This window comes from Streptomyces sp. NPDC048521 (assembly GCF_043199855.1).
In the GTDB taxonomy this organism is placed as follows: Bacteria; Actinomycetota; Actinomycetes; order Streptomycetales; family Streptomycetaceae; genus Streptomyces.
The window spans coordinates 286,905-311,072 of the sequence record NZ_JBICWR010000001.1 but is presented as its reverse complement, the minus strand read 5'-3'; the positions used below and the strand labels follow the sequence as shown (position 1 = coordinate 311,072).

The 24,168-nt window shown below is 72.7% G+C and carries 19 protein-coding genes and 1 pseudogene; 11 read left to right on the top strand and 9 right to left on the bottom strand.

Annotated features, from left to right (window positions below; all coding sequences use genetic code 11):
* Positions 1–17 precede the first annotated feature (17 nt).
* Both ACGFRF_RS01415 and paaK read right to left on the bottom strand, forming a co-directional pair.
* On the bottom strand, positions 18–350 hold the full coding sequence (locus ACGFRF_RS01415) for an ArsR/SmtB family transcription factor (RefSeq protein WP_393736015.1): 333 nt from the start codon (positions 348–350) through the stop codon (positions 18–20).
* Between the two features lie 165 nt (positions 351–515).
* Positions 516–1,811, bottom strand: a complete 1,296-nt coding sequence (paaK, locus tag ACGFRF_RS01410; protein WP_393736013.1) for a phenylacetate--CoA ligase PaaK — start codon at positions 1,809–1,811, stop codon at positions 516–518.
* A 265-nt stretch (positions 1,812–2,076) separates the two neighbouring features.
* On the opposite strand from paaK, the gene ACGFRF_RS01405 reads away from it, so the two are divergent.
* Together ACGFRF_RS01405 and ACGFRF_RS01400 are read left to right on the top strand one after the other, a co-directional pair.
* Positions 2,077–2,943, top strand: a complete 867-nt coding sequence (locus ACGFRF_RS01405) for an alpha/beta fold hydrolase (RefSeq protein WP_393736011.1) — start codon at positions 2,077–2,079, stop codon at positions 2,941–2,943.
* A 38-nt stretch (positions 2,944–2,981) separates the two neighbouring features.
* Positions 2,982–3,686, top strand: coding sequence for an alpha/beta fold hydrolase (locus ACGFRF_RS01400; protein WP_393736009.1), 705 nt, complete (start codon positions 2,982–2,984; stop codon positions 3,684–3,686).
* Positions 3,687–3,743: 57 nt separating this feature from the next.
* Here ACGFRF_RS01400 and ACGFRF_RS01395 read toward each other — a convergent pair whose 3' ends face one another.
* Complete coding sequence (locus tag ACGFRF_RS01395; RefSeq protein ID WP_393736007.1) at positions 3,744–5,348, bottom strand: sulfatase; 1,605 nt, start codon at positions 5,346–5,348, stop codon at positions 3,744–3,746.
* Between the two features lie 556 nt (positions 5,349–5,904).
* Here ACGFRF_RS01395 and ACGFRF_RS01390 point away from each other — a divergent pair.
* From ACGFRF_RS01390 to ACGFRF_RS01370, 5 genes are all read left to right on the top strand, one after another.
* The gene (locus tag ACGFRF_RS01390; RefSeq protein WP_103816026.1) at positions 5,905–6,147 is read left to right on the top strand and encodes a DUF397 domain-containing protein; all 243 of its coding nucleotides are present in this window, start codon (positions 5,905–5,907) and stop codon (positions 6,145–6,147) included.
* 117 nt (positions 6,148–6,264) lie between these two features.
* Positions 6,265–7,167, top strand: a complete 903-nt coding sequence (locus ACGFRF_RS01385) for a universal stress protein (protein WP_393736006.1) — start codon at positions 6,265–6,267, stop codon at positions 7,165–7,167.
* A 206-nt stretch (positions 7,168–7,373) separates the two neighbouring features.
* The gene (locus tag ACGFRF_RS01380) at positions 7,374–8,663 is read left to right on the top strand and encodes an alpha/beta hydrolase family esterase (protein WP_393736005.1); all 1,290 of its coding nucleotides are present in this window, start codon (positions 7,374–7,376) and stop codon (positions 8,661–8,663) included.
* A gap of 139 nt (positions 8,664–8,802) precedes the next feature.
* Positions 8,803–10,233: a 3-hydroxybutyrate oligomer hydrolase family protein gene (locus ACGFRF_RS01375; protein ID WP_393736004.1), complete on the top strand. Its 1,431-nt coding sequence runs from the start codon at positions 8,803–8,805 to the stop codon at positions 10,231–10,233.
* A gap of 82 nt (positions 10,234–10,315) precedes the next feature.
* Complete coding sequence (locus ACGFRF_RS01370) at positions 10,316–10,813, top strand: hypothetical protein (protein ID WP_393736002.1); 498 nt, start codon at positions 10,316–10,318, stop codon at positions 10,811–10,813.
* Positions 10,814–10,827: 14 nt separating this feature from the next.
* On the opposite strand, the gene ACGFRF_RS01365 is transcribed toward ACGFRF_RS01370, so the two are convergent.
* Complete coding sequence (locus tag ACGFRF_RS01365) at positions 10,828–12,798, bottom strand: N-acetylmuramoyl-L-alanine amidase (RefSeq protein WP_393736000.1); 1,971 nt, start codon at positions 12,796–12,798, stop codon at positions 10,828–10,830.
* A gap of 290 nt (positions 12,799–13,088) precedes the next feature.
* Entirely contained in the window at positions 13,089–14,234 is a 1,146-nt protein-coding gene (locus tag ACGFRF_RS01360) for an aminoglycoside phosphotransferase family protein (RefSeq protein WP_393735998.1), read from the bottom strand.
* Between the two features lie 291 nt (positions 14,235–14,525).
* On the opposite strand from ACGFRF_RS01360, the gene ACGFRF_RS01355 reads away from it, so the two are divergent.
* The gene (locus ACGFRF_RS01355) at positions 14,526–16,019 is read left to right on the top strand and encodes a hypothetical protein (protein WP_393735997.1); all 1,494 of its coding nucleotides are present in this window, start codon (positions 14,526–14,528) and stop codon (positions 16,017–16,019) included.
* A gap of 31 nt (positions 16,020–16,050) precedes the next feature.
* Here ACGFRF_RS01355 and ACGFRF_RS01350 read toward each other — a convergent pair whose 3' ends face one another.
* Entirely contained in the window at positions 16,051–17,481 is a 1,431-nt protein-coding gene (locus tag ACGFRF_RS01350; RefSeq protein WP_393735995.1) for a PP2C family protein-serine/threonine phosphatase, read from the bottom strand.
* Between the two features lie 348 nt (positions 17,482–17,829).
* Here ACGFRF_RS01350 and ACGFRF_RS01345 point away from each other — a divergent pair, with 348 nt between their 5' ends.
* On the top strand, positions 17,830–18,243 hold the full coding sequence (locus tag ACGFRF_RS01345) for an SsgA family sporulation/cell division regulator (protein ID WP_393735993.1): 414 nt from the start codon (positions 17,830–17,832) through the stop codon (positions 18,241–18,243).
* 34 nt (positions 18,244–18,277) lie between these two features.
* On the opposite strand, the gene ACGFRF_RS01340 is transcribed toward ACGFRF_RS01345, so the two are convergent.
* The gene (locus ACGFRF_RS01340; RefSeq protein WP_393735991.1) at positions 18,278–19,288 is read right to left on the bottom strand and encodes a Gfo/Idh/MocA family protein; all 1,011 of its coding nucleotides are present in this window, start codon (positions 19,286–19,288) and stop codon (positions 18,278–18,280) included.
* Between the two features lie 97 nt (positions 19,289–19,385).
* Positions 19,386–20,480 (bottom strand): chemotaxis protein, encoded by a 1,095-nt coding sequence (locus ACGFRF_RS01335; protein ID WP_393735989.1) that lies wholly within the window; start codon positions 20,478–20,480, stop codon positions 19,386–19,388.
* Positions 20,481–20,636: 156 nt separating this feature from the next.
* On the opposite strand from ACGFRF_RS01335, the gene ACGFRF_RS01330 reads away from it, so the two are divergent.
* Both ACGFRF_RS01330 and asnB read left to right on the top strand, forming a co-directional pair.
* Positions 20,637–21,416 carry an alpha/beta fold hydrolase gene (locus ACGFRF_RS01330; RefSeq protein WP_393735987.1) on the top strand — a complete coding sequence of 260 codons (780 nt, stop codon included), beginning with the start codon at positions 20,637–20,639 and terminating at the stop codon, positions 21,414–21,416.
* A gap of 277 nt (positions 21,417–21,693) precedes the next feature.
* A pseudogene (gene asnB / locus ACGFRF_RS01325) lies at positions 21,694–23,535 on the top strand (asparagine synthase (glutamine-hydrolyzing)).
* On the opposite strand, the gene ACGFRF_RS01320 reads toward asnB, so the two are convergent.
* Positions 23,528–24,052: a DUF4232 domain-containing protein gene (locus ACGFRF_RS01320; RefSeq protein WP_393735985.1), complete on the bottom strand. Its 525-nt coding sequence runs from the start codon at positions 24,050–24,052 to the stop codon at positions 23,528–23,530. The pseudogene asnB and the gene ACGFRF_RS01320 overlap by 8 nt on opposite strands.
* Positions 24,053–24,168: the final 116 nt, after the last annotated feature.

The window sequence follows — 24,168 nt, the reverse complement described above, 5'->3', positions numbered from 1 at the left end:
GGCCGAGGGGCGCGGGGTCAGAGCGTCCGCCCCAGCTCCGCGACGAGGTCGGCGATGCGCTGCTCGTCCCGCTTGTAATGGGTCCACTTGCCGACCCGGGTCGCCCGTACCAGGCCCGCCCGCTGGAGTTCCGCCAGATAGGCCGACACGGTCGACTGGGCCAGGCCCGCTTTCGCCTGGATGTGGCTCACGCACACACCCACCTCGGCCGGATGGGCGATGGCCGCCTCCATCGGGAAGTGCCGCTCCGGCTCGCGCAGCCACCGCAGCATCTGCAACCGCACCGGGTTGGACAGCGCTCGGAGCGCGTTGACCAGGTCGGGGTCCGGGCTGGGGGCGGTGTCCGTCATGGTTGCGGAGTATAGGTCCCCGACGACGTTTCGGGGTACGTCGATGTGATGGGGCTCAGCTCGTGGGATCGGCGGCGCGGGGCCACGCCCGCCAGGGCCTGTCCGGCAAGGCGCGTCGTCGCCCGAAGGGCGGCCGCGCGGCGGACGGAAATCGTGGGACAGGCCCTACCGCGGACGCAGGTCCACGATCCGGCGGATCTTGCCCACCGAGCGCTCCAGCGACTCCGGTTCCACGATCTCCACGTCGACGGACACGCCGATGCCGTCCTTCACGGCCGCGACGATGGACCGGGCCGCCTCCTGCCGTACCTCCGCCGTCGCGCCCGGGCGGGCCTCGGCCCGGACGGTCAGCGCGTCCAGACGGCCCTCCCGGGTGAGGCGCAGCTGGAAGTGCGGCGCCACACCGGGCGTGCGCAGCACGATCTCCTCGATCTGGGTGGGGAACAGGTTGACCCCGCGCAGGATCACCAGGTCGTCGCTGCGGCCGGTGACCTTCTCCATCCGCCGGAACACCCGGGCCGTGCCGGGCAGCAGCCGGGTCAGATCGCGGGTCCGGTACCGGACGATCGGCATGGCCTCCTTGGTCAGCGAGGTGAACACCAGCTCGCCCCGCTCGCCCTCCGGCAGCACCTCGCCCGTGATCGGATCGACCACCTCCGGGTAGAAGTGGTCCTCCCACACGGTCAGACCGTCCTTGGTCTCCACGCACTCCTGGGCCACACCCGGACCGATCACCTCGGACAGGCCGTAGATGTCGACGGCGTCGATCGCGAACCGCTCCTCGATCTCACGCCGCATCTGCTCGGTCCAGGGCTCGGCTCCGAAGACGCCCACCCGCAGCGAGGTGCCGCGCGGGTCCACGCCCTGCCGTTCGAACTCGTCCAGCAGTGTGAGCATGTAGGAGGGGGTCACCATGATGACGGCCGGTTCGAGATCCTGGATCAGCTGCACCTGCCGCGCCGTCACCCCGCCGGAGGCCGGGACGACCGTACAGCCCAGGCGCTCGGCACCATAGTGGGCGCCCAGACCACCGGTGAACAGGCCATAGCCGTACGCCACATGCACGATGTCGCCGGGCCGGCCGCCGGCCGCACGGATCGACCGCGCCACCATGTCGGACCACATGGAAAGGTCGTTCTCCGTGTAACCGACCACCGTGGGGCGCCCCGTGGTGCCGCTGGAGGCGTGCAGCCGGCGGATCCGCTCGCGGGGCACGGCGAACATGCCGTACGGATAGTTCTCCCGCAGGTCCGCCTTGGTCGTGAACGGGAAGTGAGCCAGGTCCGCGAGCGAACGGCAGTCCTCCGGGCGGACGCCGGCCTTGTCGAACGACTCCCGGTAGAACGGCACGTGGTCGTAGGCGTGCCGCAGGGAGGCACGCAGCCGCTCCAGCTGAAGCTCCCGCAGCTCCTCCGGCCCGAGCCGCTCGCCCGCATCGAGCAGATCCGTCGCATCCGCCATCGAGACGTCTCCCTTGCCGCCCGCACATTCCGGACGACCGATCATTCGGTCGTTCTGTTCCGGGGCCAGTAATTCAGGCCGCGCCGCTCGAGGCAAGAGGGTGGCAGCGATTTTCCGTACGGGGATGCCCCGCGAGCCCTCGCAGTCTCGGAACCTCGGCCGCCGGAACCTCTGCACCTCTGCACCTCTGCACCGAAGCGGCGGCGCAGGGCCGCGCGCGGAAAGGCGTTGCGTACCGGCGGGGTCCGCGCCCATGATCACCTGCATGCCGACCTTCATCGCGGCCGACGGTACGCGGCTCGCCTATCACCTCCGGGGCGAGGGCGAGACGCTCGCCGTGTTGCCCGGCGGCCCCATGCGCGCCTCCGCCTACCTCGGGGACCTGGGCGGGCTGACCGCGCACCGCCGGCTGGCCCTGCTCGACCTCCGGGGCACCGGTGACTCCGCGGTCCCGGCGGACCCGGCGACGTACCGCTGCGACCGGATGGTCGAGGACGTGGAGGTATGGCGTGCCCACATGGGTCTGGAGCATATGGATCTGCTCGCCCACTCGGCCGGCGCCGCCCTGGCGACGCTCTACGCGGCCCGCTACCCGCACCGGCTACGACGGCTCCTGCTGATCACCCCCAACCCGTCGGCCCTGGGCATGCGGGCGACGCCCGAGGACCGGCTGGCGGCGGCCGGACTGCGCACGCGCGAGCCGTGGTTCGAGGACGCGTTCCCGGCCTTCCGGGCCTGGCTCGCGGGGGACGCCGACTTCGACGACGTGTTCCTGCCGTTCTTCTACGGCCGCTGGGACGACACCGCCCGGGCGCACTCGGACGCCGAACCGGAGCAGACGAACGAGGAGGCGGGGGAGCGCTACTTCGCCGACGGCGCCTTCGCCCCGGACGCGACCCGTGCCGCCCTCGCGGCCCTGACCGCCCCGGTCCTCGTGTACGCGGGCGAACTCGACGGCGGCCCACGCCCCGATCTCGCCCGCCGTGCCGCGCGGGCCTTCCCGAACGCGGAGACGGCCGTCCAGCCCGGCGCCGGCCACTACCCCTGGCTGGACGACCCGGAGTTCTTCCTGCGCCGTACGCGTGCCTTCCTCGACCGGTCCGCCCGCTCCGCTCTGCCGACGGCAGATTGAGCCGCCCCGGACCCGACCGCTCGGCTAGCGTGCCGGGCATGGACACCGCGGCGCCGCACGCCATCGAGGCCAACGGAATCACCCTGGCCTGCCGCAGGTGGGGCCCGGCGGACGCCCCGCCCCTGCTGCTGTTGCACTGCCGGGGCGCCGACGGCGCGGACTGGGCGGGGATCGCGGAGCGGCTCGCGGCGCCACCCCGCCCGCGCCGGGTGTACGCCCCGGACCTGCGCGGCCACGGACACAGCGACTGGCCCGGGGGGTACTCGGCCGAGACGATGTGCGAGGACGTCCGTGCCCTGCTGGCCGCCCTCGGACTCGACAGCGCCGACGTCGTGGGGCATTCGCTGGGCGGCCTCGTCGCGTATCTGCTGGCCCAGCGCCATCCGGCGACCGTACGACGCCTGGTGCTGGAGGACGTGTGCGCGCCGGTGCCGCTGGACCCGCCCCGGCCGCCCGCCGAACGACCCGACGGCGAGCTGCCGTTCGACTGGGCGATGGTGCGGGCCACCGATCGGCAGCGCAACGCCCCCGATCCTGTGTGGTGGGACCACATGGACCGGATCACCATGCCCACGCTGGTCATCGGGGGCGGTCCCACCAGTCTCATCCCGCAGGACCAGGTCGCCCGGCTGGCCGAGCTGATTCCGGACGCCCGGCTGGTGACCGTCGACGCCGGGCACCTGGTGCACGAGACCCGACCGGAGGAGTTCCTCGCCGTGGTGGAGGAGTTCCTCGACGAGTGAGCGCCGGGGAGCGCGGGGCAGCGACGGTGGGCGCCGACGGGCTTCTGTGGGCTCGGATCAGCCCGGCTGTGGGCCGTAGGCCTCCATGAACCGGTCCCGGAACGCGTTCATCGGCCAGATCGGGGCGTCCCCGGCCGGCTTCAGTCCCTCGGTCCAGCCCCAGCCGGACACCCGGTCCAGCACCTCCGGATCGCGGGCGACGATCGTCACGGGCACGTCCTTGCGAGGGCTGCCCGCGGTGACGGCCGGGATGGGCTGGTGGTCGCCCAGGAAGACCAGGACCGTGTCGTCGTTGCCGTACCGCTGCAGGAATCCGATGAGGCTGCGCAGTGAGTACGCGATGGCGTCACGGTACGCGGCCCGCAGGCTCCGCGGGTCCTTCCAGACCTCCTGCTGATCCTTGGCCGCGCTCTTGACCCGGTGGAAGACCGAGCCGTCGCCCAGGTCCGCCCAGTCGATCAGGCGGGGGACGGGCGCCCAGGGATGGTGGCTGGAGGTGAGGACGATCTCCGCAGTCAGCGGGCCCCGGCCGCGCTTGCCGAACTCGCGCCGCCGGAAGGTCTCCAGGCTGAACTGGTCGGGCACCTGCGACCAGCCGAAGTCCGGGCCGCGGTAGCCGAGGTGCGTGGCGTCGTAGACGTGGTCCAGACCGAAGAACCCGCCTTCCGGCCAGGCCTCCCGGACCCCCGGCACGATGCCGACCGTCCGCCAGGCGCCCGTCCTGCGGAAGGAGCCGGTGAGGGTGGTCCGGTCGCTGGAGGTGAGGGTGCGGAACCGCTGCTGGTTGCTGATCCACAGGCCGGACAGGAAGGTCGAGTGGGCCAGCCAGCTGCCGCCGCCCGTCACCGGCGAGCGCAGCCAGCCGCTGCGGGCCCTGAATCCCGCCGCGCGGAGTGCGGCGGAGCCTTCCTCCAGGACCGCGCCGATCCGCGGGGCCGTCGCCGGGTCCTCGATCGCCGAACGGCCGTAGCTCTCGACGAAGGTGAACAGCACGTCCTTGCCGCGCAGACCCGTCAGCAACCGCTCGGGCGGCGTGTGCGCGAAGGCGTCGACCGCGGCCTGGCGCCGGAAGAGCCGCGCGTCCGCGAGGGACGTGCGCACCTGCGGGACGTGCTCGCCGAGGAGGCCGGCGTCGACCGTGGCGGCGACGGGCAGGCCGCCGCAGCGCAGGCCCAGCGTGACGCAGGTGATCCAGGCGGTGCCCAGCGCCAGGACGGCATGGACGGCCCCAGGGCGGTGCCGGGCCGTCAGGGAGGCGAGCCGGACCGTCGCGGCCGAGGTCAGTACGAGCAGCGCGGCCGCGAGGAGCAGGACACCGGCGAGGACGAGCAGCTCACCGGCCCGGCCGGAGGTGTCCCGCAGGTAGTCCGCCGCGTTGTCCAGCAGCACCCAGTCCAGCACCGGGTCGAACGGGCGGAAGAGGACCGCGTGGAAGCCCATGTCCAGGCACTTGAGCAGGGCGAGCAGCCCGATCAGCGAGCCGGTCGCCACCGCCGTGACCCGCCTCGCCCGGGGCGGCAGCACCAGCAGCGCAACGGCGAGCACGATGCCCTCGGCCGGAAGCCGCAGGAACGCCGCGGGGGTGAGGCGGTCGAGGTGGTCCGGCAGCAGCAGCGCGGACAGGAGGAGGGCGGAGGACAGGACGGCCGTGCTCACGCTCATGACCCGCGCGGCACCGGTGTGCCGGTGCCACCGCCCGGACCGGCCGGGCCGCGAGCCCTGCCCTGTGGCGCAGTCGCGGCACCCGGTGCTGTCGGTGTCCGGCACCTCGTCGCTGTGCGGCAGTCGGGGAGGCGTGAGGTTCGGCACCTGGTGGTCCTTCCGCGCGGAGCCCTGGCCGGGCGACGGGCGGGGCGAGGAACGGCTCCCGGCTCCCTCGTCACCGGAGGCCGACCGTCACCGCCCGTGAACAGACCCCGTCGGCCGTGCACACAGAGTAGTTGTCCGAGGCCGTCACCGTGCTGGGACACCCCGCGACCTCCCGGTGGCCCCTGGCCCTACCGGAGGTCCTCCAGGCGCGCACAGGCCGGAGAGCACCAGGTGGACGGCGCCCGCAGGGTGCTCGGACACGCCAACGGCGGCGGCTCGCAGTTCCTCTCCACGTGGCTCGCCGGGTCCGAGCCCCCCGAATCCTCAAAGGTCCTTCCCACGTGGCCTGTCGGCCGTCGTGAGCGGTCGCTAGGCTGACCGCGGACGACGAACCGGGAGGAGCACGGACGTGGCCGAGAGCACCATCCAGCAGCAGCCGCTCGCGGGCTGGGACAAGCCGGAGCTGGATCTCAGCAAGGCCGAGTGGCAGTCCAGCAGCCGAGGTCTGGGGGACGTGCAGATCGCCTTTGTCGAGGGCTTCATCGCGATGCGCAACAGCGGCCGTCCGGAGAGCCCGTCCCTGATCTTCACCCCCGCGGAGTGGGGCGCCTTCGTCTCCGGCGCGAGGGAAGGCGAGTTCGACCTGACCTGAGCGAGGGGTGTTCCGACCGGATTTCCGGACACGCGATCGACAGCGCCCTGCCGGGGCCGCCGGCTGAGCGAGGCTGGCCCCCGAAAGGGCAAGGTCGCGTTCCGGAGGTGAAGAAGGATGAGCACTGCGCCGGTCATCGCCGCGGTCGACGGTTCCGAGGACAGCATGCGGGCCCTGGAGTGGGCCCTGGCCGACGCCCGTCGCCGCGCCGCACCCCTGCGGGTGGTGCACGTACGGCAGTACGCCGCCTGGGGCCAGGCCGACGTACTGGTCGCCGGGCCACCCGAGGCGGAGGGCGATCCCGTGCTCGACGAGGTGCGGTCCCGGCTCGCGGACCGCGCCGAGTTGCCGGCCGTGGAGTACGTCGCCCTGGAGGGCGTGCCCGGCGCCGTCCTGCCCGAACTGGGCACGGACGCCCAGCTGTTGGTCCTCGGCTCGCGGGGCCGCGGCGGCTTCGCCAGCCTGCTGCTCGGCTCCAACGGCCTCGCCGCCGCCCGGGACGCCGAGTGCCCGGTGGTCGTCGTCCCCCCGCCCGGCCGTGAGGTGCACGGGGACGGACCCGCCGAGCCGGGGCCCCGGGTGGTCGTCGGGCTGCACGCCGACAGCCCCGACGAGGCCGTCCTCGCCTTCGCGTTCGCCGAGGCAGCCCTGCGCAACGCCCGGGTCCAGGTGATCGCCGCCTATCCGTGGCCGGTGCAGACGTGGTCCGCCCCCGGCCAGTCGGCGCCGCCCCCGGTCGACCAGAACGCCGTCGAGCGCGAGACCCGCGCCCTGGCCCAGGGGTTCCTCGCCCCGCACCGTAAGCGGCACCCCGAGGTCCGGGCCGACGCCGAGGCTCTGCCCGGCGACGCGGCCGGCCACCTCGTCGCGGCCTCCAGGGACGCCGAACTGGTCGTCGTCGGACGGCACCGGCGGCGGTTGCTCGCCCCGGCCCGCATGATGGGCTCGGTCACCCAGGCCGTGCTGCTGCACGCCGCGAGCCCGATCGCCGTGGTGCCGCCGGGAGCGCCGGAGGAGTGAGTCCGGCATGCTCGCGGCCGACGAGGCGTAGCAGACCGCACAGCCACCCGCAATCCGTCCGCTGCGGACTGCCGCCCTGACGGCTGTGGTGCGCGGCGCCATGGTGCCCGGACACGCCCGAACCTACGGTTCCGCCACGCCCGGTGCTCCAGGCGCAGCCCCTGCGCGGGAGCGGCCGGGACCCGTGTGCCACCGAAGGAGCCGCCATGCCACTGCCCCCGTTCAGGAAGCCGCCCCGAGCGCACCGCGGGCCCGTCCCCGGAGCCGACACCCAGGAACGCCGGTCCCGCCGCCACCGGGCCCGCCTGCTGCCCCGCCTCCTGGCCGTCGTCGCCGTCGTCCTGGGCACCGCGCTCGCCGGCCCCGTGCCCGCCGCCCGGGCCTCCGTCACCCTCACCAAGGTGACCGGTTTCGGAACCAATCCGGGCGCCCTCGCCATGTACGTGTACCGGCCCGCCTCCCTGCCGGCGCAGCCGCCGGTGGTGGTCGCCCTGCACGGATGCACACAGAGCGCCCAGGTCTACGCGGACAACTCCGGGCTGCCGCGACTCGCCGACACCGACGGCTTCCTGCTCGTGCTCGCCGAGACCACGACCGCCAACAACGCGAGCAAGTGCTTCAACTGGTTCCAGGCCGGCGACAACCGGCGTGACCAGGGCGAAGCCCTCTCCATCCGGCAGATGGTCAGCCACGCCGTCACCGCCTACGGCGCCGACCCCCGACGGGTCTACGTCACCGGCCTGTCCGCGGGCGGCGCCATGACGTCGGTCATGCTCGCGACCTACCCCGACGTCTTCTCCGCCGGGGCGGTCGTGGCCGGCCTGCCCTACGACTGCACCAAGGACAACAGCCCCTACACCTGCATGAACCCCGGCGTCGACCTGAGCCCGGCCCAGTGGGCCCAGCGGGTGCGCGACGCCGTTCCGTCGTACACCGGGCCGTGGCCGCGCGCGGCCGTCTGGTACGGCGACCAGGACACCACCGTCGTACCGCGCAACGCCACCGAACTGCGCGACCAGTGGACGGCCCTGCACGGCCTGTCCCAGACCCCCACGCGTACGACGACCATCGGGCCGGACGCCACCCGGCAGGACCAGTACCTGGCCGCCGACGGCACGGTCGCCGTAGAGGTCGACCGCGTCCCGGGCATCGGCCACGGCACCCCGGTCGATCCGGGCACCGGCAGCGAGCAGTGCGGCAGCACCGGCGCCCCGTACTTCCTGGACTCCATCTGCTCCAGCCGCTGGATCGCCCGGTTCTTCGGCCTGGACACCTCCGACCCGGGCGGCTCCGACCCGGGGGACGGAGGCACCGCCAACTGCTCGACGGCGAGCAACTACGCCCATGTGCAGGCGGGACGGGCCACCACCAGCGGCGGCTACACGTACGCGGTCGGCTCCCACCAGAACATGGGCCTGTACAACACCTTCGTCTCCCACACCCTCAAGGAATCGCCCACCGGCTACTACACACTCGCCGACAGCGGCTGCCCCTGACGGACAGTCAGCAAGAGGAACAGGTCGCCATGGTGGCCGGCGACGCTCTAAGGGCCGCCATCATGGCGGCCCCACACATGTCCGGCACCACCACCGGGCCCTAACCTCCAGCGCGTCCCCAACCCGCCGGAGGTACCGCATGCCCCCTCACCGCACGTCACCGCTCGGCCGGCCTGCACGGCGTGCCGCGCTCGGCGCACTGTCACTCGCCGCCGCCTGCTCCCTGCTGATCACCCCGGCCACCGCGGCGCCCACCGGCTCGCAGACACCGGCCGGGCACTGTGCCGGCCGCGCCCAACTGCGGGTGCCGGGCGCCGCCCACCAGCAGGCCGACTGCCTGGACGAACTGACCACCGCCGGGACCGTGGCCTCCGGCCACACCGACCCGGCCGACTACGCGGGTCTCACCCCCAAGGACCTGTCCACGCCCAGCGGCGTCCCCGGCATCCAGATCGACGGCTACTTCCCGGACACCTCCACCACCAACACCGACCACGGCTGGAACCACGACTCCCAGTTCGTCATACGCCTGCCCGACCACTGGAACGGCGGACTGGTGGTCGCCGGAACCCCGGGCAACCGCGAGCAGTACGCCAACGACCGGGCCATCGCCGACTGGGTGCTCGCCCGCGGCTACGCCTACGCCGCCACCGACAAGGGCAACACCGGCACCGCCTTCTACCGCGACGGCCGGCGGCCCGGCGACGCCATCGCCGAATGGAACACCCGCCTCACCCAGCTCACCCGCGCCGCCCGCGCCGTCGTCGCGCAGCGCTACCACCGCCCCCCGGCCCGCACGATCGCCACCGGCCTGTCCAACGGCGGCTACCTGGTGCGCTGGCAACTGGAGAACCACCCCGAGCTGTACGACGGCGGAGTCGACTGGGAAGGCACCCTCTGGCGCGCCGACGGCCCCAACCTGTTCACCTTCCTGCCGGCCGCGCTGCGCCACTACCCCGCCTACGCCGCAGGCGGCCCCGGAGCCGCCGATGCCCAGGCAGCCCTGCACCGGGCGGGCTTCCCGGCCGGCTCCGAGTTCCTGTGGCCGTACCACCACCAGGTCTACTGGGACCTCACCCAGCGCATCTACCGCGAGGAACTCGACCCCGGCTACGACGGCGCCACCGAGGCGGGCACCCCCTTCTGCGCCTCCGGCACCCCCGCCTGCGACGCCGACTACGACTACCCGGCCCGCCCGGCCGCCGTCCACCGCGCCGTCGGCCGCATCGCCCTCACCGGACGCATCGGCAAACCCCTCATCACCCTGCAGGGCACCCTGGACGTGCTGCTGCCGATCAGCCAGGACTCCGACGTGTACGCGCGCATGGTCCACACGGCCGGGCGCGGCGGACTGCTGCGCTACTACCGCATCGAGGACGGCACGCACACCGACTCCCTGGTCGACGCCTTCCCCGGCCGGCTCCGCCCGATGGTGCCCTGCCACCGTTCGGCGGTCACGGCACTGGAACGCTGGATCAGCGGGGACGGCCGTCCGCCCGCCGATCACACGGTCGCCCGCCCGGCCGACGCGGACCCGGGCACGCTGCTCGCCGACTGCCCCCTGAGCTAGCCGGCCGTACGCCCGCCGGGCCGCTGCGCTGCCCGGCGGCCCGCAGGTCACCCACCGGGGCCCGGGCACGTACCATGGCCGCATGTCGTTCCTCCGCCGCCGCAGCGCCACTCCTGCCGGACCCGACTTCGACGTGCTGGCCATGGACCCGGGCGACTGGCCGGGCAACCTCGGCGCGGGCCTGCTGCCCGCCCCCGACGGCACCTGCCAGGGTGTCTTCCTGCGTTACGACCTCTTCGGCGGCCGCGGCCCCGCGATGATCATCGGCAATCTGCCGGAGGGCTCCCCGGCCCGCGAGGTCGCAGAGGGAGAGATCCCCTTCGAGGTGGGCCAGCTGCTGCTGGCGCTGGAGAACGACGAGGAGGTGACCGTCGTCGAGACCGAGGACACGCCGGTCCTCCAGGGCGACAACCTCCTCATCGTGCGACGGCTGAAGCTCTCCGAGAGCCGGATCTCCTGTGTGCAGTTCGATCGCAGCGACGGCGTCCTCGTGACCATCGCCGCCTGGGACCGCCCCATCACCGACGACCTGTACGCCCTGCTGAAGCCGCTCCCGGCGGAGCTTTTCCAGCAGGGCTGAGACACCGGCCGCCGCTAGCGGGCCGAGCCCTCGGGCGTCACGTCCGCCGCCCGGACGAACGCGACCCGGTGGCCGTACTGGATCTCGTAGTACAGGTCCTTGCCCACCACGACCCGGTGCGAGTCGGTGGTGAAGGTGACCGCGTAGTAGTACTCGCCCGGCACCTCGTCACCGACCACGTACTTCTGCCCGGCCGGGATCGTGTACGGCAGCGGCACCACCGACTGGGCGGGGACGCCCGCCGGGTAGGCCTCCTTCTCCGGGTAGGCGCGGCCGTACACCGGCACGCTCGTCAGGCCGTCCTTCGGGGTCACCACGAGTCCCTTCGCGGGCACCGCCGTCGGCTCCTCGCCCGGGTTCCGGAACCAGGCCTTCTGCCCCAGGTACCAGATGGCCGTCCAGTCGCCCCAGCGATCGGCGACCGCGTACTGCTGGCCGGTGGACACCCGCGACGACAGGTCGTTCACCCCGTTGGTCGGGTCCGTCCTCAGACCGATGTCCTTGATGAGCGGCGCGTCCACATCGTGGTCGGAGTACAGCCGCACCTCGCTGGAACCGTGCGCCGCGCAGGGCTCGCCCTTGGTGGTGCAGCCCGTGTAGACGGGCCGGTTCGCGGCGTAGTCCGGAAGGATCGTCACCAGTGCGGCCTTCTTGCCGGCCGTGCGCTTGAAGGGGTGGCCCAGCAGCTGGAAGTAGTGCCGCCAGTCCCAGTACGGGCCGGGGTCCGTGTGCATACCGGGGACGGTGGACGTGGTCGGTCCGGGCACGTTGTCGTGGCCCAGGATGTGCTGCCGGTCCAGCGGGATGCCGTACGTGCGGGCCAGGTACCGCACCAGCCGCGCCGAGGACCGGTACATCGCCTCCGTGTACCAGGCGTCCGGATTCGCCAGGAAGCCCTCGTGCTCGATGCCGATCGACCGGGCGTTGATGTCCCAGTTGCCGGCGTGCCAGGCCACGTCCTTCGCTTTCACGTGCTGGGCGATCAGACCGTCGGTGGAACGGATGGTGTAGTTCCAGGACACATAGGTCGGGTCCTGGATCAGATTGAGCACCCCGTCCCAGGCGCCCTCGGTGTCATGGATGACGATGTACTTGATGCGCTGCGAGGCCGGGCGGTCGCCGAGGTCGTGGTTGCCGTAGTCGTCGTTCCCGAACTGCGCGTACGGCGCCGGGACCGACTCGCAGGACACCGACCGCGGGCACTCGGTGTCGTCCGCGGGGAGGGTGCGCAGGCCGGCCCGCTGCAGCTGGGCTGTGTCGGCGGTCAGCTTCGGCTGGGCGGCCAGGGCGACCAGCTGGCCGTCGTCGGTGGTGCGTTCCTCGCCCGTGCGCAGGACGTCGTACACGTCGTCGGCGTAGGCGGCGGCGGTCGCGGTGTCGTCGGCGCCGGAGAAGCGGGCCACCGCGCCGTACCAGTCGGCAGGGTCGGCGCTCAGCGGCTCGCCCAGCTCCCTCTGCGCGGCGGCGAGCAGGGCGGCGCCGCCGGCCACGTTCGCCGCCGGGTCGGTGCGCAGGTGCTCGGCCGGGATGCCGGTCAGTTCCGCCGCCTTCGGCAGCGTCGTCAGGCGGGCCGGGACCGTGGCTGCGGCCGGCACCTCGATGTCGGGGTGCAGGGCGGCCCGGGCGGTGTCGCCCCGGGCGTCCTCCGCACCCTCGGCGAAGTGCTCCGAGGTCGCGAGCGCGGTCCGGGCGTCGGTGAGGTGCATCGGGCCGTAGCCGCCGGTCACACTGGGCGCGCCGCCGTGCGAGTCCCAGCGGGACTGCAGATAGGAGACGGCCAGCAGGACACTCTGCGGCACGTGGTAGTCGGCCGCGGCGGTGGCGAACGCGTGCTGCAGCCGGGCGGCTGAGGAGTCCGTGGAGCCGTGGGCGGGGACCGCGCCGAGCAGCGGCAGCAGCAGGGCCGCGGAGGCCAGCGGGCCGACGGTGCGCCGGAGATGTCTGTGGCCGGGTGTGGACGTGGGGTCGGTGGCGGAACCTCGCAATGCGGCCTCCTGTGACGGGTGGGCTTGGCGGGGCGTGCGGCGCCGAGCTGGGTCAGTGGTACCTGCTTGCCGACGATCCGTCAATGATGCCTTCGCGGCAGTGATTTCCCACGTCACGGAGGGGTTTCGGCGAGTTTCGCGGCGGCGGTGCGCGGGCCTGCGGAGCGTCACTGGCATACACCATTGGGCACGGCGGCCGGGCGCGTTCCCCTGCGTCCGAAGGCGTCCCGCACACACGAAGGCCCGCGGTGCGCCGCCGCTCTGGGCGCATCGCGGAGCCGTCGTCCCCGTCAGCGAGTGCCGACCGCCGCGCGGACGGCCCTGCGGGCCATCTGGCAGTCGTCGTGCAGCCGCCTGAGCAGCAGCCGCTGTTCCTCGCCGGACGGCGCAGCACCCGGGTGGGCCGTGCCCGGTGCCGCCGGGGCCGTTTCGTGCATCGAACGCTGCACGGCCGTCTCGTACGTACGGATCTCCCGGGTGAGCAGGAGCATCAGGTTGACCAGGAAGGCGTCCCGGGAGGCCGGGCCCGCCGACTGGGCGATCTGGCTGATCTGCCGCCGGGCCACCGGAGCTTCCCCGAGGAGCAGCCACAGTGTCGCCAGGTCGTACCCCGGCAGATACCAGCCCGCGTGCTCCCAGTCCACCAGCACTGGACCGGCCGGTGAGAGCAGGATGTTCGAGAGCAGGGCATCGCCGTGGCAGAACTGGAGCATGCCGTGCCGGCCCACCTCATGGGCGATGCCGTGCAGCAGCTTCTGCAGGTCCCCGAGATCCCGGTCGGTGAGCAGGCCCAGCTCGTGGAACCGGGAGATCCGGGCGGCGTAGTCCAGCGGCATGTCGAAGGTGCCGGCCGGGGGGCGCCAGGCGTTCAGCCGGCAGATCGCACCCAGCGCGGCCCGGATGTCCGCGCGGGGCGGGGCCTCCGACGGATGCCGCTGCAGCGCCGCCACTCGGCCAGGCATCCGCTCGATGACCAAGGTGCAGTTGTCCGGGTCCGCCGCGATCAGTCTCGGCACGCGGACCGGGGGCCGGTGCCGGACGAACGAGCGGTACGCGGCTATTTCGTGGCGGATCCGCTCGGCCCAGGCGGGCGAGTGGTCCAGCAGGCACTTGGCGACGGCCGTGCTGCGCCCTGTCGTCCCGACGAGCAGGACGGACCGTCCGCTGCGCCGCAGTACCTGCACCGGAGAGAACTCCGGGCAGATCCGGTGCACCGAGGCGATCGCGGATCGCAGCTGCGCGCCCTGGGGGCCGGACAAGTCGAGTCTCCCGCTGAGCGGTTGGGTACCGGGTTGGCCCGGCAGCCGCCGGGGCCGGCCCGTGCCCAGCACGGGTGCGCCCGGCCGCGCCACCGGGTCGAGGTACGGCCCGCCGCCCGCCGGGCGGGGGCGCAGCGGCCGGGGCGGGGCGGACACGGAGGACGATGCTGCGTACATGGGAGATACAGATCCCTTCGTGTGCCTGCGGTGCCTGCCTGTGCGTCTCACGCGCAACCCGGCCCGGTCGCCCGGGCACACCCTGGGGAATGTGCCCGGCGGATGCCGTCATTGCGTGCCGTCCCGCGCCCTCGAGTGGAAGGCGGCGACCGGGTCGGGGTGGCGCGTTCCTACCTGACACCCGATGCCCAGTGGCACACCATCTGGCGCACCCTGGCGAACCGTGGCGAATAGTCGCCCGGCAACCTCCGGCGGGCTACTGTCAACTCAGCCGAGAACCTGGGGGCTTGAGTGAGCGGACAACCCAACACCCGCCTTGCGGACCTGTTCGGCCTGGCCGGCTGGTCGAAAGGCGAACTCGCGAGACTGGTCAACCGGCAGGCGGCGGCCATGGGCCACCCCCAGCTGGCGACCGACACCTCCCGGGTGCGGCGGTGGATCGACACGGGCGAGATCCCGCGCGATCCCGTGCCGCGGGTGCTGGCGGCTCTGTTCACCGAGCGTCTCGGCCGTGTCGTGACCATCGAAGACCTCGGTCTGGTACGGCACGGGCGTGCGGGGAAACGGCAGGGCGACGGGATCGAGGAACATCCCGACGGAGTGCCGTGGCCGCCCGAACGGACCGCCGCGGTCCTCACCGAATTCACGGGAATGGACCTCATGCTCAACCGACGCGGCTTGGTGGGCGCGGGTGCCGCGCTCGCCGCGGGATCCACACTCAGCAGCGCCATGTACGACTGGCTGCACACCGACCCGACCCTGAAGGCGGACGCCCCTGTCCTCGACGACCCCCTGCACGCCGACCCCGCTGGGTTCGACCGCTATGAGGCCGCCCCCATCGGATCGCAGGAGATCGAGGAACTGGAGCGCTCGGTCGAAGTGTTCCGCGCCTGGGACGCGGCCCGCGGCGGCGGGCTGCAACGCAAGGCGGTCGTGGGTCAGCTGAACGAGGTGGGCGGCATGCTCGCCTACCACCACCCACCCCATCTCCAGCGGCGCCTGTGGGGCGTCGCCGCCAATCTCGCCGTCCTCGCGGGCTGGATGTCGCACGACGTCGGCCTGGAGCCCACAGCACAGAAGTACTTCATCATCGCCGCCCATGCCGCCCGTGAGGGCGGTGACCGGCCCCGTGCCGGCGAGGCGCTGTCCCGGGCGGCCCGGCAGATGGTGCACCTCGGCCGGCCGGACGACGCGCTGGACCTGATGAAACTCGCCCAGTCCGGCGCCGGCGACCGCCTGCAGCCGCGTACGAAGGCGATGTTCCACACCATCGAGGCCTGGGCGCAGGCGTCGATGGGCAAGGGCCAGGCGATGCGCCGCACGCTCGGCCGGGCGGAGGACCTCTTCGTCTCCGACCGGCAGGACGTGGAGACGCCGGACTGGATGCAGACCTTCAAGGACGAGGACCTGTACGGCATGCAGGCCCTGGCCTACCGCACGCTGGCGGAGTTCGACCCGAGCGCGGCCGCGCACGCCCAGCACTACGCGGAGAAGGCCCTCGCCCTGCGCGTGGACGGACGCGAGCGGTCGAAGATCTTCGACCATCTGTCCATGGCGTCGGCCTGTTTCATCGCCGACGACCCCGAACAGGCCGACCGGTACGCACGGCTGGCCCTGATGTCGATGGGATCGAACTCCTCCCGTCGCACCTGGGACCGGCTGCGCCAGATGTACCGGCTGACCGCGGAGTACTCCGGCTACCCGAAGATCCACGAACTGCGGGAGGAGATCAGGCTCGCCCTGCCCCAGCCGAGGGCCAAGGGCGACAACAGCGCACAGGCATAGGAGGCCTGTCGGGTCACGAGGTGACCTCGGGTCACGAGGTGACCTTGGCGACGAGTACGCACGCGTCGTCCTCGCGCCCGGCCCCGCCGAACTCCTCGACGATCGTCCGCACACAGTCCTGCGCGGTGCGCGCCGCGCCGAACCGTGGCGCGAGGTCGAGCAGCCGGTCCACGGCCGCCGAGCCGCTGTACCCCGAGGCCAGTCCGTCGGTGTGCAGCAGGAGGAGGTCGTCCGGCTGAAGGGTCACTTCGGCCTGCCCGTAGACGGCGCCCGAGGTGGCGCCGAGCAGGACGCCGTCCGGTGGGTCCAGCCTGCGCCCCGTCCCGTCGCGATACAGCAGCGGGGCGGGGTGTCCGGCCTGCGCCCAGAGCAGGGTGCGGGTCTCGGCCTGGTAGCGGCAGCAGACGGCGCTGCCCAGGGCGGGCTGCACGGTGGCGTCCAGTAACTGGTTGAGCATGGCGAGCAGATGGCCGGGCGTGGTGCCGGCCATCGCCATGCCGCGTACGGCCCCGAGCAGCATCGCCATGCCCGAGGCGACGGTCACGCCCTGGCCGGTGAGGTCGCCGACGCTGAGCAGGGTCTGCCCGTCGGACAGCTCCAGCGCGTCGAACCAGTCCCCGCCGATGAGCGTGCTCGTCGTGGCCGACAGGTGGTGGGCGGCGAGGTCGAGAGCCGGTGGTCGCCGGTGCGGGAGCCGCAGGGAGCCGCGCCATGGCGGTAACACGGCCTCCTGCAGCTCGGCCGCGATCCGGTGCTCGGTCTGCTCCTGCCGGCGCCGGTGCTGCAGCGAGTCACGGGTCTCGCGCACCGTCCGCTGGCTGCGGCGCAGTTCGCTGACGTCGCGCAGCACCGCCCACATCGAGGCGGTGCCGCCGTCGGCGCCGAGCACGGGCTCGCCCATCATGTGCACGGTCCGCACGGAGGCGTCGGGCCGAAGGACGCGGAACTCCCCGTCGATGGGCTTGCCGTCGACCAGGCAGTCCGTCACCATCGCGGTCAGCTTCGGCCGGTCCTCCTCCAGGACCAGGGAGGGGAGTTCGTCCAGGGTGAGTGCGGGGTCGGCCGGGTCGCGGCCGAGGATCTGGTACAGCTCCCCGGACCAGGTGGCCTCGTCCGTCAGCAGGTTCCACTCCGCGCTGCCGACGCGGCTGAGCAGCGATCCGCGCGGGGTGCCGACCGGGGCCGGCCGGACGGCCGGGGTCTCGGCCGACTCCGCCGGGGCGGGATAAGGGCCGTCCCGCAGCTGTGCCAAGTGGGCGTCCAGGTCGTCCAGTTGGTGCAGCGCGAGGTCGTACAGAGCGCGCTGCCAGCGTTCCTCCGGGTCCGCACCGTCGCTCCGGGTGTCCCGCCGTACGGCGTCCACGTCGCCCTTGAGCCGCCGCGCCTGCGTTATCAACGCCTCGACCGAGCCGCGGCCTGGCGGCTGGGCGGCTGAGCGGTCCGCGGAGACTGGGGACGGCATGACGCACTCCGATGGGGAACGATACGGCCAAGGGGGACGGGGGACCGTTACGACTGTTGCACAGCCCGCGACGCCCCGTAAGGGATTTGGCAACACACGATACGGTGGTGCTTCCGGCATATGCCAGAGTCTTCCCGGAGCGATCCGCGGGTACGGATGACGTACGCGTCGGCGCCGTCAAGTCGTAGGAAGCCTACGGGAGTTGGACCATGTCGACGGCTCCGGAGTAGCGCTCAATCGGATGTTCGACGCTCATGTGTTCCATGGGCGTCGTCGACCGGCGGGTATCCGCCGAACTCTGACCGGATTTGGCGCCCTGCGCAGGGCCTCCGCGGACTCCATAAAGGCATGGACGTCTCCTTCGAACAACCCGCCCTTGCCCGGCTCATCACCGCCGAGGACCGGGAGATCCCGGTGTCGGCCACCCTTCGGTACACCACGGACGACCCCCTCGCCGTCTTCGTGGACTTCCCCGCCGAGGCCGCCCTGGACGGCGAGGAGTTGAGCTGGACCTTCGCGCGCTCCCTGCTCGACCAGGGGCTGCGGGCCCCGGCCGGCCACGGCGACGTGCAGATATGGCCCTACGGCCGCACGCGGACGGTGCTGGAGTTCCACTCGCCGTACGGCCTCGCCCTGGTGCAGTTCCAGGCGTCGGCGTTGCGCCGTTTCCTCCTGCGCACCTACGAGGTGGTGGCGGCCGGGCAGGAGGACATGGCGGTGGTGGTCGAGCGGGGGCTGAGCGCCCTGTTCGACGGGGTGTGAGGCGCGGCCCGGAGCATCCCCCCGCCGCGCCCCGCTACCGCAGGCCGGGGCGCGGGGCGAGGTCGACGGCGACCCGGCCGCCCGTCTCCAGGGCCCGGACCCCCGCCTCGGCGACGGCGGAGACCGCGTAGCCGTCCCAGACGTCCGGGCCGGTGACCTCACCGCGCCGGGTGGCGTCGACCCAGGCCTGCACCTCGCGGTCGTAGGCGTCGGCGAACCGCACGAGGTAGTCCTGCGCCACCTCCTCAGCGGCGCTGCCCCTGGTGGTGACCACCATGGTGTGCTCGTCGCCGATCCGGGCGCTGCCCCCCTCGCACACGGCCTCGCAGCGCACCTGGTAGCCGAAGCCGCAGTTGACGAAGACCTCCACGTCGACGAGGGCACCCCGCTCGGTCTCGAACAGGACGAACTGAGGATCGACCAGGCCCTCGGGGCCACCCGTGGCAGACCTGGGCCGCAGCACGGTCACCGCCGTCAGCTCCTGCCCCAGCAGCCAGCGGGCCGCGTCGATCTCGTGGGAGACGGAGCTGTTGATCAGCATGGCGCTGGTGAAGCCGGCGGGGGAGGAGACATTGCGGTGGGTGCAGTGCAGCATCAGGGGCCGGCCGAGGCCTCCCCCGTCCAGCAGCGCCTTCAGCCGCCGGTATTCGGTGTCGTAGCGGCGCATGAAACCGATCTGCGCCAGCCGGCGACCGAGCCGTGCCTCGGCCTCCACGACCCGCAGCGCGCCGGTGGCGTCCGGCACCATGGGCTTCTCGCACAGCACCGGCAGCCCGCGGCTGAAGCAGGCGAGCAGCGCCTCCTCGTGGGCGGGACCGGGGGAGGCGATCAGCACGGCCTCCACGCCGGGAGCGTCCAGCGCGGCCGCCGGATCGGCGTGCACGGTCACGCCCGCGAGACCCGCCGCCGCCTCCTTCGCCCGCTCGACGTCGGGATCGGCCACGGCCGCGACCCTGGCGCCGCTGACCACTTGGTCGAGACGTCGTATGTGATCGGCTCCCATGTGGCCGGCACCCAGTACGGCCACCCCCAGCAGGTCACCCATGAGCGCTCCCTCCCGTCGACGATCACGCCGTAGCGTACGCCGCCGGGAGAGCGCTTACCCCTGGGAGACCGGGAGGGGCTTCGGCAGGGCCTGTGGGTCAGTACCGCAGTACGCCCGCGATGCCGTTCGCGTCGGCCAGGGTCCCGTCGGGGACGAAGCGCACCTCGGCGCCGGTCTCCAGGCACTGCTCGACGATCTCGTCCACGATGTCGTCGCGGGCGTCCAGATCACCGGGCTCGGCCGGCATCAGATGCGCGCCGAGGTCGCGGACGGTCGCGCGGTAGTTGTCCTCCACGGCGAGCAGCCGAACCCGGCCCTCACGGGCGCTCTGCCACAGCTCGTCCAGCCCGGCCGCGAAGGTCCGGTGGCCGCGCGCGGAGGTCAGTTCCCGGACCACGGACGCCGTGTCCTTGGTCGTCTCCGCCTCCAGGACGGGCCGGACGGCCTGCCACACGGCCTCGGGACCCGCGTGCGCGAGCCCGCCCCGGTGCACCAGCACGGCGGCCTTGGCGACGGTGCCGACCTCCTCCAGCAGCGAGAGCGCCGCCTGTTCGCCGGTCACGTACAGCGGGCGGGGCTGCTCGCGCAGGACCGTGCTCATCGCGGTGTCCGCCTCCCGCAGGAACTGCCGAGTGCCCTCGTCGCGGAAGGTGCTCGGCACCTCGCCGATGCGCATCTGGCGCTCGGCGTCGAAGTTCGGCCGGTTGCGGATGAGCGGGAAGCCTCCGGAGCGGTCCTCGACGACCCGGCCCGGGCCGCCGCTCCACAGCGTGACGCGGTCCGCGGAGACCGACAGCACCCAGAAGGGCCGTTCGGAGGCCTGTGCGGCGACCAGGTTGCGGGTGAGGAAGGTGTCCGAGAGCACGACCCGTTCGGGGACGGTGCGCCCCAGCGACCAGACCTGGTGCTCGCCCGGGGCGGCGAAGATCACCAGGCCGTCCTCGGCGTGCGTCAGGTCCACCTCGGCCAGCGCACGGTCGAGTTGCGCCACGACCTCGGCGCGCCGGTCGCGGGTGACGGCGGGGTCGGACTCCAGGCGCTTGCGGGCCTCGGCCACGACATTGCGCAGCCGGACCGGATCCTGGCCCGCCCCGGGTTCGCGGCGGTGCGTCGGGGTCAGCACGGACACCGCCGGGTAGGGACGCGGGCGCCGCAGTTCGGCGAGGGTAGCGGGACTCAGTGCGTGCTCCATGAAGACGACGATAGGGCGGATTCGCCTTTACGGCATTCGGGGTAATCAGCGCGAAAGGTGCGGCGGATCTCGTCGGCGGACGCCGGTGACGCGATGTGGCGCGGCCGGTTACCGTACCCGTCAGTAACCGGACGGTACCGCGCCCCAGGAGGCCCCATGCCGCAGCTCGAAGTCGCCGGAGCGGCCCTGACGTACGACGACGAGGGGCCCCGCGACGCGGGGGACGTCCCCCTCGTCTTCGTCCACGGCTGGACCGCGAACCGGCACCGCTGGGACCACCAGGTGGCGCACTTCTCCGGCGGACGGCGGGTGATCCGCCTCGACCTGCGCGGCCACGGGGACAGCACCGGGGCCGGAGTGCGCACGATCGCGGAACTCGCCGAGGACGTCCTGACCCTGCTCGATCACCTGGAGGTCGAGCGGTTCGTGCTGATCGGCCACTCCATGGGCGGGATGATCGCGCAGACCATCGCCCTCGCCCACCCCGCGCGGGTCGAGCGGATGGTGCTGGTCAACTCCATCGGCCGGATGACGTACAGCCGCGGCCGGGGCCTGCTGATGGCGGCCTCCACGCTGGTGCCGTTCAGGCTGTTCGTCGCCGCCAACATCCAGCGGGCCTTCGCGCCCGGATACCCGCGCGAGGAGATCCGGGAGCACGTCCGCGCCTCCGCGGGTACCCCGCGGGAGGTCGTCATGACGCTGTACGGCGCGATGCGCGCCTTCGACGTCCTCGACCGGGCCGGTGAGATCCGTACGCCCACCCTGATGGTGCACGGCTACCACGACGTCCAACTGCCGGTGCGGCAGATGCTCCGGATGGCCAAGGCCTACCCGGACGCCGTCGTGCGCATCCTGGACGCGGGCCACGAACTGCCCGTGGAGAAGCCCGCCGAACTGACCGCCGTGCTCGACCGGTTCGTGACCGGGAAGCAGTGAACCGGACGGCGTTTGGGGAAGTTTTTGCCTGTGGCCGGTTCCTGACGGCACCGGCCGGGCGGCATGGGCCTCACTGTATTTCGCGCAAGCAAAACACGGCCGAAACGGCGGGGGCCTGCGGGCCGTCCGTGTTACGGCCGCGTTGACCGTGCCGAGTGCCTGACGGAGGCTCGTCATATAGGTGCTCGTTACAACTGGTTCGGCGTTCAGACACGCTCCCTCCCGGAAGCGCAGGTGAGCGAGGTGTCCGCGGTGAGCCGGAGGCAGGAGGTAGCGCATGTGCGGCATCACCGGATGGGTCTCCTTCGACCGTGACCTGACCGCCGAGGCCACCACCTTGCATGCGATGACCGAGACGATGGCCTGCCGGGGCCCGGACGACCGCGGCACCTGGGCCGAGGGCCCGGCCGCCCTCGGACACCGCCGGCTCGCCATCATCGACCTCCCCGGCGGCCGCCAGCCGATGTCCCTCACCACCCCCGAGGGGACGGTCGCCCTGGTCTACTCCGGGGAGACGTACAACTTCACCGAGCTGCGCCGGGAACTCGAAGGCCGTGGCCACCGGTTCACCACCGACTCCGACACCGAGGTCGTCCTGCACGGCTACCTCGAATGGGGCGACGCGATCGCCGAACGCCTCAACGGCATGTAGCGTTCGCCGTGTGGGACGGCCGCCACGACAAGCTCGTGATGATCCGCGACCGTATGGGCATCAAGCCGTTCTTCTACCACCCGACCCCCGACGGCGTCCTGTTCGGCTCCGAGCCCAAGGCCGTCCTCGCCAACCCACTGGCCCGCCCCCGCGTCGCGCTGGACGGACTGCGCGAGCTGTTCGTCCTGGTCAAGACGCCCGGACACGCGATCTGGGACGGCATGCGGGAGGTCGAACCGGGCACCGTCGTCACCGTCGACCGCTCCGGCCTCGCCACCCGCGTCTACTGGCGGCTCTAGACCCGCCCGCACACCGACGACCGTGACACCACCATCGCCACCGTGCGCTCGCTCCTCGACGACATCGTGCGCCGCCAGCTGGTCGCCGACGTGCCGCGCTGCACCCTGCTCTCCGGCGGCCTCGACTCCTCGGCCATGACCGCGCTGGCCGCCCGGCAACTGGCCGAGCGGGGGGAGCAGGTGCGCAGCTTCGCCGTCGACTTCGCCGGCCAGACCGAGAACTTCGTCGCCGACGAACTGCGCGGCACCCCCGACACGCCGTTCGTGCACGACGTGGTCCGGCTCGCGCACACCGACCACCAGGACATCGTGCTCGACGCGCAGTCCCTCGCCGACCCCGCCGTACGCGAGCAGGTGATCCGCGCCCGCGACCTGCCGGCCGGCTTCGGCGACATGGACGCCTCGCTCCTGCTGCTGTTCCGCGCGATCCGGGAGAAGTCCACGGTGGCCCTGTCCGGCGAGTCAGCCGACGAGGTCTTCGGCGGCTACCTGCAGTTCTTCGACGAGGAGGCGCGCCGCGCCGACACCTTCCCGTGGCTGGCGCACTTCGGCCGCCACTTCGGCGACGACACCGAGGTCCTGCGCGCCGACCTCGCCAAGTCCCTGGACCTCGAGGGGTACGTCGCCGACGGCTACCGCACCGCCGTCGCCGGCATCGACCGCCTGGCCGGCGAGAGCGACTTCGAGTACCGCATGCGGCAGATCAGCCACCTGCACCTGACCCGCTTCGTCCGTGCCCTGCTCGACCGCAAGGACCGGATGAGCATGGCCGTCGGCCTGGAGGTCCGGGTGCCGTTCTGCGACCACCGGCTGGTCGAGTACGTCTACAACGCCCCGTGGGCGCTGAAGTCCTTCGACGGCCGGGAGAAGAGCCTGCTGCGGGAGGCCGCCGCGGACGTCCTGCCGCGCTCGGTGTACGAACGGGTCAAGAGCCCGTACCCGTCCACGCAGGACCCCGCGGTACGCCCGTGCCCTGCAGGAGCAGGCCAAGGACCTGCTCGCCCGGCCCTCCCACCGTGTCTTCGACCTCGTCGACCGGGCCCGGGTCCGGGCGGTCGCCGAACGGGACGCACCGGTCAGCACCCAGGTGGCCCGGCGGGGTCTGGAACGCACCCTGGACCTCGCCTGCTGGCTGGACCGCTACACGCCGGAGCTGACGCTCAGCTGAGACCGATGGCCCGGTCCGCGGCCGCCGCCGTGCGCTGCCACCACGTCGTCACCGGCTCCCACACCAGGACCTCCTTGCCGGTGCCGAGCCGCGCGGCGGTGAAGGAGCGGCCCCAGTGCGCCGCCGACGCGGCCACGGTGAGCGAGTCCACCCGGCGGGCCTCGGGGTCCGCCGGGTCGCCGATGGTCCGGACGTCCGCGTAGGCGGTGCCGCCCGCCGCGAGCCGGTAGGTGCCGGTGCCGCCCTCCGGCACCGGCAGCGCGGCCCCGTCCAGGTCCCCGAAGGTCACCGTGGGCACCCGGTCGACGACGCAGGCACGGGCACCGCGGTTGGTGACGCTCACGCGCACCACGGTCGGGTCGGCGGCCGCGGCCTTCGCCCGGACCGTCAGCGCCTTCTCGGCGCAGCGCGCGGGCTGGGCATGCCCCGTGGCGGCCTGGCTCTGCGGCGCGGTCAGCAGCAGGGCCGCGGCGGCGGCCGAGGCGGCGGGTACGGCGATGGCGGCGCGGATGCGCATGGTGGTTCCCCTGTCGTGGTCACGTACGGGACACGGCGGCCGAAGCACGCCTGCCCAGTGTGACCGGCGGTACGCCCGGAAGGTTGTCCCGGATTCGGGCCTGTTGCGGGCTTGCG

Bases quoted from the DNA above. Each gene is read 5' to 3' on its own strand.
- ACGFRF_RS01370 (WP_393736002.1), top strand. From the start codon at position 10,316: ATGTCGTTCCTCCGCCGCCGCAGCGCCACTCCTGCCGGACCCGACTTC.
- ACGFRF_RS01415 (WP_393736015.1), bottom strand. From the start codon at position 350: ATGACGGACACCGCCCCCAGCCCGGACCCCGACCTGGTCAACGCGCTC.
- ACGFRF_RS01380 (WP_393736005.1), top strand. From the start codon at position 7,374: ATGCCACTGCCCCCGTTCAGGAAGCCGCCCCGAGCGCACCGCGGGCCC.
- ACGFRF_RS01395 (WP_393736007.1), bottom strand. From the start codon at position 5,348: ATGAGCGTGAGCACGGCCGTCCTGTCCTCCGCCCTCCTCCTGTCCGCG.
- ACGFRF_RS01320 (WP_393735985.1), bottom strand. From the start codon at position 24,052: ATGCGCATCCGCGCCGCCATCGCCGTACCCGCCGCCTCGGCCGCCGCC.
- ACGFRF_RS01340 (WP_393735991.1), bottom strand. From the start codon at position 19,288: ATGGGTGACCTGCTGGGGGTGGCCGTACTGGGTGCCGGCCACATGGGA.
- ACGFRF_RS01405 (WP_393736011.1), top strand. From the start codon at position 2,077: ATGCCGACCTTCATCGCGGCCGACGGTACGCGGCTCGCCTATCACCTC.
- paaK (WP_393736013.1), bottom strand. From the start codon at position 1,811: ATGGCGGATGCGACGGATCTGCTCGATGCGGGCGAGCGGCTCGGGCCG.
- ACGFRF_RS01385 (WP_393736006.1), top strand. From the start codon at position 6,265: ATGAGCACTGCGCCGGTCATCGCCGCGGTCGACGGTTCCGAGGACAGC.
- ACGFRF_RS01335 (WP_393735989.1), bottom strand. From the start codon at position 20,480: ATGGAGCACGCACTGAGTCCCGCTACCCTCGCCGAACTGCGGCGCCCG.
- ACGFRF_RS01375 (WP_393736004.1), top strand. From the start codon at position 8,803: ATGCCCCCTCACCGCACGTCACCGCTCGGCCGGCCTGCACGGCGTGCC.
- ACGFRF_RS01345 (WP_393735993.1), top strand. From the start codon at position 17,830: ATGGACGTCTCCTTCGAACAACCCGCCCTTGCCCGGCTCATCACCGCC.
- ACGFRF_RS01400 (WP_393736009.1), top strand. From the start codon at position 2,982: ATGGACACCGCGGCGCCGCACGCCATCGAGGCCAACGGAATCACCCTG.
- ACGFRF_RS01330 (WP_393735987.1), top strand. From the start codon at position 20,637: ATGCCGCAGCTCGAAGTCGCCGGAGCGGCCCTGACGTACGACGACGAG.
- ACGFRF_RS01360 (WP_393735998.1), bottom strand. From the start codon at position 14,234: ATGTACGCAGCATCGTCCTCCGTGTCCGCCCCGCCCCGGCCGCTGCGC.
- ACGFRF_RS01350 (WP_393735995.1), bottom strand. From the start codon at position 17,481: ATGCCGTCCCCAGTCTCCGCGGACCGCTCAGCCGCCCAGCCGCCAGGC.